10 protein-coding genes and 1 riboswitch are annotated in these 14,823 nt (G+C 56.7%); of the genes, 9 read left to right on the top strand and 1 reads right to left on the bottom strand.

Annotated elements, in window-relative coordinates:
- The first annotated feature begins 112 nt into the window (after window positions 1-112).
- The gene (gene fusA, locus A7E78_RS09365; protein ID WP_072283969.1) at window positions 113-2,182 is read left to right on the top strand and encodes an elongation factor G; all 2,070 of its coding nucleotides are present in this window, start codon (window positions 113-115) and stop codon (window positions 2,180-2,182) included.
- Here fusA and A7E78_RS09360 read toward each other — a convergent pair.
- On the bottom strand, window positions 2,169-2,534 hold the full coding sequence (locus A7E78_RS09360) for a hypothetical protein (RefSeq protein ID WP_072283968.1): 366 nt from the start codon (window positions 2,532-2,534) through the stop codon (window positions 2,169-2,171). The genes fusA and A7E78_RS09360 overlap by 14 nt on opposite strands.
- A 196-nt stretch (window positions 2,535-2,730) precedes the next feature.
- Window positions 2,731-2,850, top strand: a riboswitch (molybdenum cofactor riboswitch).
- 103 nt (window positions 2,851-2,953) lie between these two features.
- On the opposite strand from A7E78_RS09360, the gene A7E78_RS09355 reads away from it, so the two are divergent.
- The 8 genes from A7E78_RS09355 (at window position 2,954) to A7E78_RS09325 (ending at window position 14,707) form a co-directional block, all read left to right on the top strand.
- Window positions 2,954-4,945: a TonB-dependent receptor gene (locus tag A7E78_RS09355; RefSeq protein ID WP_072283967.1), complete on the top strand. Its 1,992-nt coding sequence runs from the start codon at window positions 2,954-2,956 to the stop codon at window positions 4,943-4,945.
- Between the two features lie 80 nt (window positions 4,946-5,025).
- Window positions 5,026-5,910 carry a cytochrome C assembly family protein gene (locus A7E78_RS09350; RefSeq protein WP_072283966.1) on the top strand — a complete coding sequence of 295 codons (885 nt, stop codon included), beginning with the start codon at window positions 5,026-5,028 and terminating at the stop codon, window positions 5,908-5,910.
- Window positions 5,903-6,664, top strand: a complete 762-nt coding sequence (locus A7E78_RS09345; protein ID WP_072283965.1) for a hypothetical protein — start codon at window positions 5,903-5,905, stop codon at window positions 6,662-6,664. The genes A7E78_RS09350 and A7E78_RS09345 overlap by 8 nt, the downstream gene beginning before the upstream one ends.
- 2 nt (window positions 6,665-6,666) lie before the next feature.
- On the top strand, window positions 6,667-8,472 hold the full coding sequence (locus tag A7E78_RS09340) for an SAM-dependent methyltransferase (RefSeq protein ID WP_072283964.1): 1,806 nt from the start codon (window positions 6,667-6,669) through the stop codon (window positions 8,470-8,472).
- Window positions 8,473-8,595: 123 nt separating this feature from the next.
- On the top strand, window positions 8,596-8,826 hold the full coding sequence (locus A7E78_RS09335; RefSeq protein WP_072283963.1) for a hypothetical protein: 231 nt from the start codon (window positions 8,596-8,598) through the stop codon (window positions 8,824-8,826).
- Window positions 8,827-9,003: 177 nt separating this feature from the next.
- On the top strand, window positions 9,004-10,530 hold the full coding sequence (locus A7E78_RS09330; RefSeq protein WP_158516096.1) for an autotransporter assembly complex protein TamA: 1,527 nt from the start codon (window positions 9,004-9,006) through the stop codon (window positions 10,528-10,530).
- Window positions 10,428-10,781, top strand: coding sequence for an autotransporter assembly complex protein TamA (locus A7E78_RS14845; RefSeq protein WP_158516095.1), 354 nt, complete (start codon window positions 10,428-10,430; stop codon window positions 10,779-10,781). Before A7E78_RS09330 ends, A7E78_RS14845 begins: the two co-directional genes overlap by 103 nt.
- On the top strand, window positions 10,775-14,707 hold the full coding sequence (locus A7E78_RS09325; protein ID WP_072283962.1) for a translocation/assembly module TamB domain-containing protein: 3,933 nt from the start codon (window positions 10,775-10,777) through the stop codon (window positions 14,705-14,707). The genes A7E78_RS14845 and A7E78_RS09325 overlap by 7 nt, the downstream gene beginning before the upstream one ends.
- Window positions 14,708-14,823 lie beyond the last annotated feature (116 nt).

Raw genomic sequence — 14,823 nt, 5'->3', positions numbered from 1 at the left:
CCACAACCATTACTGAACGCATGTTGAGTAGCACCTAGCGAAAGTGCATTACCAGAATGATGAGATAGACGGGTTTTGTGTACCGTAAAACATTCTCTGGAGGTGACCGACCATGGACCATCCGCCACTTCAGGCAATCCGCAATATCGGTATTATTTCCCACATTGATGCCGGTAAGACCACGGTCTCCGAACGGGTCCTCTACTATACGGGCAAGAGCCACAAGATGGGCGAGGTGCATGATGGGGCCGCGGTCATGGACTGGATGGAGCAGGAGCAGGAGCGGGGTATCACCATCACCGCCACCACCACCAGCTGCCGCTGGCGGGACTGCTGGATCAACCTCATCGACACTCCCGGTCATATCGACTTTACTATCGAAGTCGAACGTTCCCTGCGAGTACTCGACGGTGCCGTGACCGTCTTCAGTGCGGTGGAAGGGGTGCAGTCGCAAAGTGAATCGGTCTGGCATCAGGCCGATCGCTATCGTGTGCCCCGTCTTTGCCTGATCAATAAAATGGATCGTATCGGTGCCGATTACCGACGGGTGCTGGAGCAGATCGTCAAGCGTTTTGACGCCCGCCCCGTCTTGCTGCAGCTGCCTCTGGGGGAAGAGGGCGACTTTGCCGGCGTCATCGACCTGATTGGTGAACAATGCCTGCTTTTCAGTGAAGCCGACCAGGGGCTGACAGTGACGGCCGAAGCCATACCCGCCGAACGTCTGGAAGAAGTGCGGTCAGCCCGCGAAGTTCTCATCGAGGCGGCGGCCGATTTCGATGACCAGATTCTTAACGATTTTCTCGATGGGCGTACCGTCGATTCGTCCCGTCTACGGGCGGCCCTGCGTCGTGGCGTATTGGAATGTCAGCTGTTCCCGGTGCTGCTCGGTTCGGCTTTGCGCAACAAGGGGATTCAGCCGCTGCTCGATGCCGTCGTAGCTTTTTTGCCCTCGCCGCTGGAAGCGCCTCCGGTGCGGGCTCTGGTGGAAGGGGACGGCCTGCAAGAGCGGTTTTTAAGTTGTGACCCTGACGGGCCCCTCTGCGCTCTGGCCTTTAAAGTGTTTTCCGATGCCGGGCGTAAGCTGACTTATCTGCGGGTTTATTCCGGCACCGTGCATGCCGGACAAGAGCTGTTCAACGGCGCTCGTGGGCAGAAGGAGAAGATAGCCCGCCTGTTTCGCATGCATGCGCATAAGCGGGAGCGAATCGAGGCGGCGAGGGCCGGCGATATTGCCTCTGCCGTAGGGCTCAAAGATGTTTTGACCGGGGACACGTTGAGTGCTGAACAGGAACCGCTGGTGCTGGAAGGCTTGAGCGTCCCTGAGCCTGTTGTCTCCCTGGCGGTGGAACCCAAGCGCATCGATGACCGGGAGAAGTTGTTGCCCGCTTTGGAAAAACTTCAATGGGAAGACCCGACCTTTCGTGTTCGGGAGGATGCAGGAACCGGTCAGCTCATTCTGGCCGGCATGGGCCAGTTGCACCTGGATATCCTGACCCAGCGTCTATCCCGGGAGTTTGGGGTCGAGGTCATTACCGGCCGTCCCCAGGTTGTTTACCGGGAGACCCTGTGCAAGGTTGTGGAGCATCGGGAAGTTTTTCATCGTGAAGCCGAGGGAAAATTACAAAGCGGCGAAGTTCTATTGCGTCTGGAGCCGCTTGCCAGGGGAGAAGGCCTGATAGTGGTTCTGCCGCAAGAAGAAGAGCACGGCTTGCCCCTGGAGTGGCGGCAGGCTTTGGAGGCCAGCCTGGAGCAGGGTTGCGCCGCCGGGGTTCAGGCGGGCTATCCCCTGACCGATCTGCGGATTGAGGTGGCCGAAGCACCTTACGAGGCAAGTACCACCACCGAAGCCGGCCTGTTGGCAGCCGCCCAGCGGGGGCTGGCAGTGGCCGCCCGCCAGGGGCAACCGACCCTGCTTGAGCCGATCATGGCCTTGGAACTGATGGTACCAAGGGAAAGCGCCGGCAAGGTCCTCGGTTCCCTGCAGCAGAAGCGTGGTCGCATCGATGGTATGGAGAGCCGCGGGGAGATGGAGGTCATCCAGGCCCAGGTGCCCCTGACAGAGATGTTCGATTATATGACCGAACTGCGCAGTGCCACGCAGGGACGCGGTACTTTCAGCATGGAGTTCTCCCGGTACGACCAGGCCCCGGACGAAATATTGCAGAAATTCAGTATAAAGTAGTTGGCTCCAGGCCGCGACGGGCCAGTTCCAGGCGAACCTGGTCGCGGCGTTGCTGCAGGGCTTCCGTTGTATATTCCCGCTCCGGCCCCTTGCTGGCTCCAAGGCCCACCGAGCTACTGCTGCCTACGCCGATCCCGACTCCCAGTCCAAAACCGAAACCGCCACCGCCTGAGCGTGGTTCTTCAACCCCTTCAACCAATTGTTGGTAGTAGATAAGCAGTTCGGCATCCGTCATGTGCATATAATCCTCTTGCAGCAGCTGCCTGGTGGTTGGTCGCGTCGATTGACAACCCACGGTTAGCAATAGCATGCCCAGCAACAGGATTATCAGGTGAGCGATGGTTCTCTTCATTCGTTCCTCCCCGTTTGTGGTCAATGGTCTGTCCCCATCAGTTCAGTCTGCGTATTCCAATTATATAACAACCGCGCCAAACCGTTCGATTGTCACAAAATTGACAAATCCCAACATTTTTACTTGCCAATCGCTATTCCCTTTGCTATACAACGAGAGCTTGAAGTTTAATGAAAGAGGGTTTTTTAGCCCGTTAACATAAAGTCCACTCCGATTCAAGGCCGGCTAAGGCCATAGCTAAGCCACCTTGAACGATGGGTGCCCCCGGAAACGGTGGCGCCTCCCGTATTTGGAAAGGAGTCGACCTGCGAACGCGTATTCCAAGGTATATGGTGCGCTGGCGGGGAGACCCGTCAGCGCATTTTTTTATGGAATTTGGGTGTATTGAAAACGATGGGACATTTTCAGGAGGATTTATTATGAGTGCAAGGTTGTTTAGACCGCTGGTCTGGATGTGCCTGTTGGCAATGCTGCCGGCAATGCCCGGTTTTGCAGCGGACAGCGAGGTGTTTTCGCTCGGTGAGGTTATTGTTACCGGCGAACAGCAGGTGGTCAATCTGGCTACCACCGTTACCGAGGTGACCGCTGAGGATATCAAACAGCGAGGAGCCCAGACTGTAGCCGAGGCTCTGGAGCTGTTGCCCGGTGTCAATGTAGCAGTCGGCGGCAAAGGCCAGAGTTACGTCAGCGTACGTGGCTTCGAGCAGAGCGATTTGAAGGTGTTGATCGACGGTGTGCCTCTGTATGAGCAGTATTACCGCGAACTGGATTTGTCCCAGCTTCCGGTCGATGCAGTCGCCAAGATCACGGTGACCAAGGGGGCCTCTTCGGTCCTTTACGGCGCCAATACTTTTGGCGGGGTTATCAATATTGTAACCAAGACGGCCGGGGCCAAGCCTACAGCCGAGGTTATTGCTTCCTGGGGTAACTACGCCACTCAAAATTACATCTTCAATACAGGTGCGACTCTCGGCAAGTTTAGCTATTGGCTGACCACGAGTTTTCGCCAGTCCGACGGTTATCGCCTGTCCAATGACTTTGACAGCGATCCGATGTTTATCGGGGAACACACTGTTGATGGAAACCCGTTTGTGGAGGACGGCGGTAAGCGCGACGGTAGCGAATATATGAAGCGCACTATCAATGCCAAGCTCGGCTGGCAGCCGGATCAAGATACCAGCCTCTATCTGACCTTCGACTATCACAACAACCCCAAGGGTGTGCCCAATCGCAGTTGGCGCTTCAATGAGTGGGAGCAGTGGCATGTCAGCCTGGTTGGGGAAAAACAATTTACCGACTGGCTACGGGTCAAGGCCCGGGGTTATTATGTCGACCATAAAGATAGTTTGGTTGAGGAAGATCTGACCTTCACTGCAGACCACAAGCACTTCTGGCTTGCTTCCACCTACGACAATTATACAGTCGGTGGCGATCTGCAGACATTTATGGATTTCGGTCCTTTGAGCTTCCTCAAGGTTGGCCTGAGCTTTGTACGCGATGACTGCGAACAGAGCGAAATCCCCAAGAGTGGCGGTCCTTGGGAAGACGTTGGTGAATACAGTGCCGATACCTATACGTTCGGCATCGAGGACGAAATTAAACCTAATGACTGGCTGGCTTTGACCCTAGGTGCCAGTTATGACTACTTTGATCCCCGCGAAGCCAATGATCAGCCGGTGCCGGGCAGCGCCCATGCCTTCAATCCCCAGATCGGGGCGGTGGTGACCCTGTCGGAAAATACCACTCTGCACGGCTCCATGGCCAAGAAGATCAGCTTCCCCCATCTCAAGCAGTTGTTTAGCGATGTGAGCGGTGGCAATCCCAATCTCGACCCCCAGGAAACTCAAAGCTATGAAATCGGTGTGACTCACATCTTCAACGACAGGGTCAGCGGTTCGGTGGCTTTTTTCTACAACGATATCAAGGATTTGATCGATAAGGTCGGGCCCAAAGGGGCAAGTTATTATACCAACATTGGCCAGGCACACACGCAAGGCATCGAGGCCACTTTAGGTGCGGACGTGACCGACAATTTCTGGATGGGATTCAACTATACTTATCTGGAAACCGAACAGAGAACCGATGACGAATGGAACGGTCGTGAACTGGAAGGACGGCCCCGTCACCGTGCGAATCTTGACCTGCGTTACCGCTTTGGTTTTGGTTTGACCGCAAGCACCCAGGCCTCCTACACCCAACGGCAGTATTTTGAGGACAATGACGACAACTGGAAGCAGGGACCGGATTTCTTTCTGCTCAACGCCCGGCTCGAGCAGAACCTTGGCCGCAAATGGGACGTGGACGGGAAAGTATTTGTCGAAGTTAGTAATATCACGGATAAGTTTTATCACGAAGAAGGATTCCTCACGCCTGGACGTACCTTTCTGGCCGGTCTGAGTCTCACCTATTAATCCTTTGATTTGGGCTGTCCTGGACAGAAAGCAGTAATCCAGGACAGCCTTATACTTTCCCTCCGCAAGGGGATTGAAGCATGACCATTGCAACTGCCTCCTCTGTGTTATTCAATGTGGCTGCCGGTACCTATGCCGGCAGCCTTTTCTTTCATTTGCTGAAACGCCACCGCTTTAGCTGCTGGCTGCTGGGGCTCGGTTTCGCCGGCCATACGGCAAGTCAAGTCAGTCGCTGCTGGAGTTGGGGAATATTTTCTCTCGATGGGGTGTTCAACGGTGCCCTCTTTCTGCCCTGGGCTCTAGCCCTGGTGGGGCTGATCTGCCTGATGCGCGGGCGATTGCAGGATGCTGCTTCTATGAGTTGGCTGACGACTTTGACCATAGCAACGACCCTGGCCTTGCCGGTTAATATTCCACCGCCCGGTCCCTTTACCGCTACCTGGTCGTCGCCGATGTTCTTTTGCCTGGAGGTGCTGGCCGTTGCTTTGTTTCTGGCCAGCGGCTGGTTCGCCTGGCGGCAGCTGCGCAAGCCCAATGATGATCTGCTGTTCAATGAGTTGGCTATCTGGGGCTTTATCCTTTACAGCCTGGCCCAGGTGGTCGGCGCCGTCTGGAGTTATCTCGGCTGGGCCAGCCTTTTCCACTGGGGCGAACGGCATCTGCAATCGGCGGCCATCTGGTGCCTCTATTGCGGCTATCTTCATACTCATTTCGACAGCTCTTTCGATCTTCGTAAAAAGGCCCGCTGGGCTTTTTCCAGCGGGCTTGTGGTGCTGTTAGTCGCCTACGCTCTGCAGGTAGCGGCTCACCTCACTGTGCTTAATCCCGCTAAGGTTTCCGGTAAAGGTTCCGGCAGAGGCAAGGCGCACGTGACCGCCCAGGAGCAGGTGCACGGTGAATTGCCCCATGGCGCGGTCCCCGGAGCCTGCCGTAATCCCGAACTGACGGAGGAAAGCCATGATTAATCGATTGTGGAAGGCTCTGTCTGGCATTCGCCTGACCCTCTGGCTGCTCGTCCTGCTCACCCTGAATCTGTTTGTCGGCAGTCTTTACGCCAAGGTCATGCCCGTCTTCGGCGAACTGAATACCAAGCTCTTTCCCGCCTGGCTGGGGACACGTAGTGACGTCCACAGCTGGTGGATCTTCACCCTTTTCGGTTTGCTTGCCCTGCTTTTTGCCAATACTCTGGCCTGTACCCTGGATCGGGTCCGCTTTTTATGGGAACGGCGGCAACATCATCGCCGAAGTCTCTTTCTCTTGCTGCTGGCCCCCTCGATCATGCATTTTTGTTTTCTGTTTATTATCGGAGGACATGCCCTGACGGAATTTACCGGCAGTAAAGAGCGGCTTCTGGCGGTGGTAGGCGAGGAGGTAAGCCTCGACGACCTGCAAGTCACTCTGCTTGAGCGGCGCTACGATTATTGGCAGGAACCGGAGCTGGAAGGCAAAATGCGCCAGTGTACCGCAACCCTGGAGTTGAAAACGGGCGCCAAGGTCGAACAGCACCCGATTGCCATTCTTGAACCCCTCTACTGGCAAGGCTACACCCTGCATCTCGGCATGGCCGGCAAACCCGGTGTTGATGAACTGCCGCCGCTCCAGATTACCGTCAAAAAGGACCCTGGCCTGTGGTTGATTTTGATCGGCAACACAGTGCTGTGTTTGCTGATGCTCTGGTACTTTCCGAAAATTCGCAAGATTCGCAACGGAGGACAATAGCAATGAGACGATTCGCTCAGCTGTTTGGCATCCCGCTGATCTGGTTGCTGCTCTGCGGCAGCGCCTTGGCCATGGCAAACCATGGAGCCTCTGCCGATCCGGTGCTGACCATTACCGGTGATGTGACTAATCCTCTCAAGCTGACCGTTGCCGAGCTGTCCCGTTTTCAGTCGGTGGAGATTCAGCTCAACGAGGTGGACCGTAACCGGCAGTTCCACGGGGTCTACTTGCATCAGGCGGTGCCACTCCGTACCTTGCTGGATATGGCTGAAGTCATCACTCAGGATCAACCTACTGGCAAGGGGATTGAGCTGGCTATCCGCGTGACCGGTGCTTCCGGCAAGCAGGTGGTTCTGTCCTGGGGCGAGGTCTATTACAGCAATGGGACTGAATATGCCATTGCTTTTGCCGCTGCGCCGGTTAAGCCGATGATGACCGAGGCCCGTTGCCAGAAATGCCATGGCCCGGAAATATACAAGAGCGCTCTAGAACAGTACGCCCGCCCGGCCCAGCTGCCCAAGCTGCTGATTCGGGGGGATTTCTACACCGATCGTTGTTTGGAAGGGGTTACCCGTATCGAGGTTCTCGACCTTTACCCGAAGCTCAAGTCCGATCGTTCGGTAAAGCTTGAATCAGGTCAAATTCAAGTCACCGGCCTGGTGGCTAAGGAACTTAAGCTCTCGAGCCTTAAAGACTATCCTCAAATGAAGATGTGGAAGAAGGTCGTCGGCCTGCATATGGGCTACCACGGTCTGCATCTCTACAAAGGGGTTTCCCTGGCCAAGGTGCTGGAATCTGTCGGTGTCGGCGATGAGTTGACCAAGGCGGTGATGATCTCGGCACCGGACGGTTACCGGGCCCTCTTCTCCTTCGGCGAGCTGTTCCAGTCTTTCAAGGGGCGGCGGATCATGTTGGCCGAAAGTGCCGACGGCAAGCCCCTCGAAGGGCAGCGCGGCGGCAAATACCGGATTATCGTTCCCGAAGAGCTGGTTGACGATCGGGACGTATTGGCCGTCGATCGCATCGAAATCATCGACTTGAAACCGCAGGCCAAGATATCCATCATCGGGGTCGGCCCCGGCGATACCGATCTGCTCACCCTGGAGGCCCTCAGCGCCCTGGCCCGTGCCGACGTGCTGGTGGCTCCGGCCGATATCGCCAAGCGTTTTTCCCACTACCTGGGCAATAAGCCGAACCTGTTCGATCCGTTGCAACTCATCAAGCATATCTACCGCAAGGCCCACCCCGAACTCAGCGCCAAGGAACTGGCGAAACAGGTTGATGACGAACGAAAAGTCGGCGTGGTCAAGATTCGTCAAGCCCTCGATGAAGGCAAGAACGTGGCCTTTATCGATTGGGGCGACCCGCTCATCTATGGCAGCTCCCGGTGGATTCGTCACTACTTCAGCGACGATGAATTGGAGACGGTACCGGCTTTGAGCTCTTTCAACGCGGCCAATGCCATGATTCAGCGCGACATTGGCGCCGGGGGATCTATCGTGATCACCATGCCGAGCGGACTGAAAGAACATCCCCAGTTGCTTGAAGCGGTAGCCGAGAGCGGCGATACCCTGGCTATTTTTATGGGGTTGAAGGAATTTCAGGAACTGAAACCCCGGTTCGATCGCACCTATGCCGCCGATACACCGGTGGCTCTGGTCTTCAGTGCCGGAATGGCCGGCAGTGAACGGTTGGTGCGCACCACTTTGAAACAGGCCGTGGACGAGCTGAAGGCCGATCCGGAAAAGTTTCTCGGTTTGATCTACGTGGGCCCGCGCCTCAATCAGCGTTCCAGCGAATGCCAGTAACTCTGATTTAATGCGACGCGTTGACATGCCGGCGTGTTGATAAAATGGGTACAAAGGGGCAGGCTCTCCGTGGTGATTGAATCGTGTGAGCCTGCCCCTTTTTTTTAAGGAAGAGAGCTTGTGATGAAGCCTGGGTGGTATTTTCGGAGCGTATTCTGCCTGTTGTCCCTGTGTCTCGTCTTTTCAGGTCAGGTGTCGGCTGAACCGGTAGTTACCGTGACGGGGTTGGTCAAACAGCACCAGCGTCTTGCTCTGGAGGATCTCGCAAACTATCGGTCAGTGACGGTTCGGACTACCGAGGTCGGCAGAGGCGGCGCTTTTCATGGCGTCTATCGCTATCAGGAGTGCTGCTGATAAGGCCAGGGAATTGTCCGGGCACAAGTGATTATTTTTATGTGTACGGGCACTGCGTCCAATCCGATTACCGGTTTGCCCCAAAAGAAATCACAACATCCATTGATCTATTTCCTTTTCAAGCGAACCTGCCCCGTCTAAAATCAAAGCATGCTCTTTGTTTTTTATGGGGACCGTATGCTTGCTTCTGTTTTCAAGCCTAACCTACTGCTTTTCTGGTTGTTCCTGACACTTATCGTTGTGGCCCCTTGCGGAACGGTACGGGCCGCAGGGCCATTGACCTTTGAATTTGAAGGCGTCGATGGAGTGTTGCGGGAGAATTTGGCCGCTGCCTTGGTGCCGCCGCCCAATTTGTTGCGGGATGGGGCCGTCGACCAGCGCTGGCTACAGCGTTTTGTCGACCAGGTACCGGCGACGGCGAACAAGGCTTTGCAGCCCTTTGGCTATTACCGGCCAAGCATCGAAACAGAGTTGCGGGAAGTCGATCCGACCAGTTATGTACTCAAGATCCGCATCGAACTGGGGCCGGCCATTCGGTTGGCACGTCTGCAGATCGATCTCTCCGGCAGTGGAACACACAATGGCAAACTGGTGGCTCTTCTGGAGGAGTTTCCCTTAAAACAGGGAGATGTGCTCCATCAGGGCGTTTACGAGGAAGGCAAGGCCGCTCTCAAGCGACGGGCGCAGGACCTTGGTTATCTCGATGCCGACTACACAGTGCATGAAATTCGCCTTGATGTTGACCGGGCAACAGCAGACGTCGAGTTGCTGTTGCAGACCGGCCCCCGTTACCGGTTCGGTGCGGTAACCTTTACCGGTGCCGATCAATATCCCGAATCCTTTTTGCGGCGTTACCTGGCCTTTGATGCTGGAGACGTCTTTTCCTACGCTCGCCTTGGCGACACTCAGCTTAATCTTCTCGATGCCGACCGTTTTGAAGAGATTCGCGTATTGCCCGATCGATCGAAAATGGTCGATGAAATGATTCCCGTCGGTATTGCCCTGACTCCGGGGGCAACCATGCGTTTGCGCCCAGGCATCGGTTACGGTACTGACACCGGTGCCCGCCTTTCCCTGTCTTTCGACCATTTCAATATTTTTGAACAAGGGCACGCCTTGAATCTGCAGCTCAATCTCTCGCAGATAAGGCAGGCGGTTATAGCCTCCTATATAATTCCCGATGACGAGAATCAGCATAATGCGACGGCTTTGCGAGCCGGCTACGAGAATGAAGAGAACGATACCTTCGATACGGAAAAAATAACCGTTGAGATTGAGCGAATGCGGGACCTTGGCCGCGGCCGTAAAGGCTCTTTGTATGTACAGTTGTTCCAGGAAAAGTCTACTGTTGGCGATGTTACCGATACGTCTCGAATGATCCTGCCGGGGGTGCGCTATTCCCGGCGGCGTTATCGGGACTTGGTGCGACCTCGAAAAGGCCATCAGTACGAGTTTGAGGTTCGCGGCGGCCATCAGTGGCTCGGTTCCGATACCGGCCTGGTGCAGGTTCTTGCTGCCGGTAATCTGTTGCTGCCTCTGCCGGCTCGTATGACCCTTTTCTCCCGGGTTGAGGGGGATATACAGCCCAGAACGAGCCTTTGGTGGATGTTCCCGCTTCGCTTCGATTCTTTGCCGGTGGAGATCAGAGTGTTCGGGGCTATGCGTATCAATCCCTGGGGCCGGAGGATGAAGAGGGAGAGGTGATCGGCGGCAAGCATCTGCTGGTGGGCAGTGTCGAGCTGGAGCGGGCCCTGGGCGAGAAGTGGGGGGCGGCACTCTTTTATGATGTTGGCAACGCTTTTAATGCTTTTGCTTCTATGGATTTGCAACAAGGAGTGGGGCTCGGTATTCGCCGCTATACCCCTGTCGGGCCGGTCCGCCTTGACTTGGCTCGCCAGGTAGGTGTTGCCGATCCCGGTTACCGGGTTCATTTGAGTATAGGGTTTGGATGGTGAAACGCTATTGGAAATATGCTCTTGCCGGTTTGCTGCTGGTGGTCTGTTTGACCGTGGCGACCGGCTATTGGCTGCTGGCTACGACCAGCGGGGCCCGTTGGGTGAGCGCCGAACTGGTCCGACGCAGCTCCCTGCCATTGATCGTGGGGCAGATTGAGGGGCGTCTATGCGACGATCTGCGCCTGCAAGAGGTGCAGGTTGAATGGCCGGACGGGTCACTGGCCATCGAATCCTTGCAGGTGGTCTGGCGGCCAACGGCGTTGTTGCGCGGCAAGCTGCTGATTACGGCGGCTTCAGTGCAGGGAGTGGTTCTTCATACGGTTGCCGGAGAGGCCCCGCCGGCAGAACCGGGGAAGGTATTATCTCTGAACTGGCCGGAACGGCCTGACTGGTTGAAGTGGCTGCGGGTTGAACTGCGTCAACTGCATCTGGCGGCGGCTCAATGGCGGCGACCGGAACAACCGCCTCTTGTTTTGGAGCGGTTCACGGGGCGTCTGCGCTGGACGGGGCGCCGCTTGAAGCTGACCGCCTTGGAACTGATCGCGCCGCAGGGCACCTTGAAGGCGGGCCTGGAGGCTGATTGGCTAAGACCTCGCGTGACTCTGGATGCCGCCGTCAAAATGGCTGACCTGGCAGGTGACGAGGCCCGTTTGCAGTTATCCCTGCAAGTAAAGCCTGGTGCAGCTGCAGAATCCCTACAAGGTCAGCTGCAGCTGACGGCTGTTAGTGCCCCGACCGGTAAGCTGACGCTGTCCAGCGGACTCCAGCTGAATTCGGAAACGCTGGCTTTGACCGCTTTTGAACTGGCTCAGCCGGACCGGGCGGGCAGGGTGACGGGCAGTTCCAAATTGCACTATGCAGCTGAAACGCTTCAACTGGAGCTACAGGCGGACCTCGCTCACTGGGATCTGGCGGAACTTGCGGGAATGGCCAGCGACCTCAGCGGCACGTTGCAGCTGGCCGGTGGATTGGATGATTATCGGGGCGAAGTTGAGCTCAGCAACAACGGACCGGGCTGGCAGGAGTTGCAACTGGTTGGACCGTTTTCCGGCAACCTTAAGCAGATTGCTTTTCCGCAATTGCAAGTGCAGGCCCTTAAAGGCACGATAGGTGGTAGTCTGACCGTTGGTTGGCAGCCTTTCCTGGACCTGCGTGGCAATTTAACCGCCAAAGGACTCGATCCAGCGGTTGTTCAATCGGACTGGCCGGGATCTGTCGGTTTAGAGGTGGAAGGCTACTGGCGGCAACCGGCGGAAGGTCCTTTCGAGGCAGGTGTGCGTGGCCAGTTGCTGGAAAGTACCCTGCGCGGCTATCAGCTGAAGGGTTCTGTGGACGGCCGGATGCAGGGTTCCGTTCTGGAGCTGGCCGCTCTTGAATTGCAGGGGCAGGGCGTCTCACTGAGTGCCAAAGGCGTGCTGAGCGATCGGCTCGATGTTAGGTTTCGTGCCAACGATCTGGCCAGCCTGCTACCCGATGCGGCGGGGGCGTTGCAGGGAAGCGGGTGGTTGCGTTGGCGTGATCAGCAGCTGGCCGGAGTCGTGCGCGGTCACGGTAGACGGTTGCGCTATGGTGGGCACAGTCTGACTGGTGTTGAATTTGATTTTGCCCGCCAAGCAGGGCGCGATGAGGCGACCCTGTCCCTCGCTCTGAAAGGTTTGCAAAGTACCGGTCTACCGATTGCCGATGTGACGATTCAGGGGGCCGGCCTGCCTGAAAAGCACCGTCTGGCGGCGACAGTGGAACTGAAACCCAGCACACGGCTCGAATTTTCCCTGGCGGGAGGGTATAGCGCAGGGAGTTGGCAAGGTGCCCTGCAACGACTGTCTCTGCAGGACGCCATCGGTCCTTTGAAGCTGGCCAATCCGCTGCCCTTGATCCTGTCGGATTCTGTTGTGCAGCTAAAGGATATGACTCTCAAGGGAGTCGGAAACGAGGAACTGAAAGCAGCGGCCGATCTGCGACTGCAGCCCTTCTCCGGACGACTGGATGCCCAGTGGCGTGAATTAAATCTGGCCCGGGGCAATCTCTGGCAGAAGGCCATCCGCATCACAGGACGGTCTTCCGGACATACCGGGTTGAAATGGCTGGTTGACGGGCAGCGGGAGGTGACGGCCCAGCTTGATCTGACCGGACGCTTGGATCAGGATGCGGCAACGGTGGATTTACGCCGATTGAGCAGTCAGTTGACCTGGAATCGTAACGGCCTGCAGGGAGATGTGGTTACCGAGCTGGCCGTGGGTGGCCGCTTTAGAGCCAAGGTTCGATCGGTTGAGCCTCCTGCTTTGGCCTTGCCGCAACGGGGCGAATGGCAATTGGACTGGCAAGCTCTGGAATTGCAACCGTGGCTGGCCAACTTGCCGGCAGGGATGGAGGTTGAGGGACGGGCCTCCGGCAGCAGTCAAGGGAGCTGGGCTCCCGGGGGGCAGATCGGGATCACTGGCCAAACGGAAATCGCCGGCGGCCGCATCGCCGGGAAGACCCCAGCCGGCCTGCTCTCCTTCGAGTTGCGATCGGCCACCGCTTCGTGGGACTGGCAGGACGTGCAGCTAAGCGGTGAGATGTCTTTGGTGCTGGAGGAATACGGTCGACTCGATGGCAAGTTTCTCCTGCCGGTGCCGGCTCGTTTGCCGCTGGCCCCTGACCCGGGCGGCAGTCTTTCCGCTCGGTTCACCGGTCAGATGCGGGAACAGGGGCTGGTGGCTCTGTTGCTGCCGGGGGTGATCCAGGAAAGCCGCGGTAGTCTGGCTGTCGATTTGACCGCCGGTGGCAAATGGCACCAACCGGTCTTTTCCGGACGGCTGAAACTGGCCGAAGCGGGGGGGTATCTGCCTGCAGCCGGCATCGAGCTTAAAGACCTGGGTGCCACGCTGGAATTTAACGATGACCGACTAGGATTGTCAGAGTTTGTAGTGCATTCCGGGCCGGGCCAGTTGCGGGGCCGCGGCTTTCTGCGTCTGAAGGATTGGCGTATCGCCGAATACCAGGCCAGGCTTGTGGGTGAAAAATTTCAAGCCCTCGATCTGCCGGAGCTGCAGGCGCAGATCGACCCGGACTTGCGACTTGAAGGCACTCCGTCTGGGTTGCGAATCGATGGCCAGGTCGCCTTAAATGAGTTTTTGCTGCGGAAGCTGGAGGCTTCCTCGGCAGTGAAAGTCAGCGAAGATGTGGTTCTGGTAAATACGACGAGCGAAACGACCAGGAAAAAAGCTCCGTTAGCCGTGAATGCCAATATCGACTTGGTCCTGGGTGAACATGTGTTGGTTAAAGCCGCCGGCCTTGACGCGCGCCTGGAAGGAAAAATGAAGTTGCAGGTAGCTCCGGGTAAGGAACCTACCGGAACAGGGCGGATCAGCGTTGCAGAGGGGGCTTATAGTGCCTACGGCGCCAAGCTCAATATTGAGCGAGGACATCTTCTGTTTAGCGGTGGGCCGGTCCAGGACCCGACCTTCGATATCCTTGCCCTGCGCACCGTGGGCAAGGTCAAGGCCGGGGTGCGGGTTGCCGGGACTCCCCGCGCCCCCAAACTCGAACTCTACTCCGAGCCGCCCATGGGCAATAATGATCGACTGGCTTATATCGTTCTCGGTCGACCCGTGGCTAAAACAAGCGGCGATGCCGATCTGCTGATGACAGCAGCCGGAGCCCTCCTTTCTCAGGGGGAATCGGTGGTTCTACAGGATCAGCTCAAGCGTCAACTGGGGGTCGACGTGCTCGGTTTCGAAGCGGGTGATGACGATGTGTCCACCTCGATGCTGACCATCGGTAAATATCTGAGTCCTGATCTCTATGTCGGTTACGGTCAGTCCCTGTTCACCGAATCCAGTGAGTTTCGTATGCGCTACAGCCTTGGAGAACACTGGGAAGTCGAGTCGAAGACCGGCACCGAAAGCGGCGTCGACCTCTACTATAAAATTGAATTTCGTTGACTTGATATTCCCCTGTTTCAGGTCAATGCCCTCACAAAATCAAATGCCTTCACCACAGAGAACACGGAGGACACAGAGAAATTCCATTAGCTCAACAGGTTTTCTCTGGGTTCTCT

This window comes from Syntrophotalea acetylenivorans, assembly GCF_001887775.1.
Classification (GTDB): domain Bacteria; phylum Desulfobacterota; class Desulfuromonadia; order Desulfuromonadales; family Syntrophotaleaceae; genus Syntrophotalea_A; species Syntrophotalea_A acetylenivorans.
The sequence above is the reverse complement of the archived record's forward strand: the minus strand, read 5'-3'. Positions and strand labels throughout refer to the sequence as shown.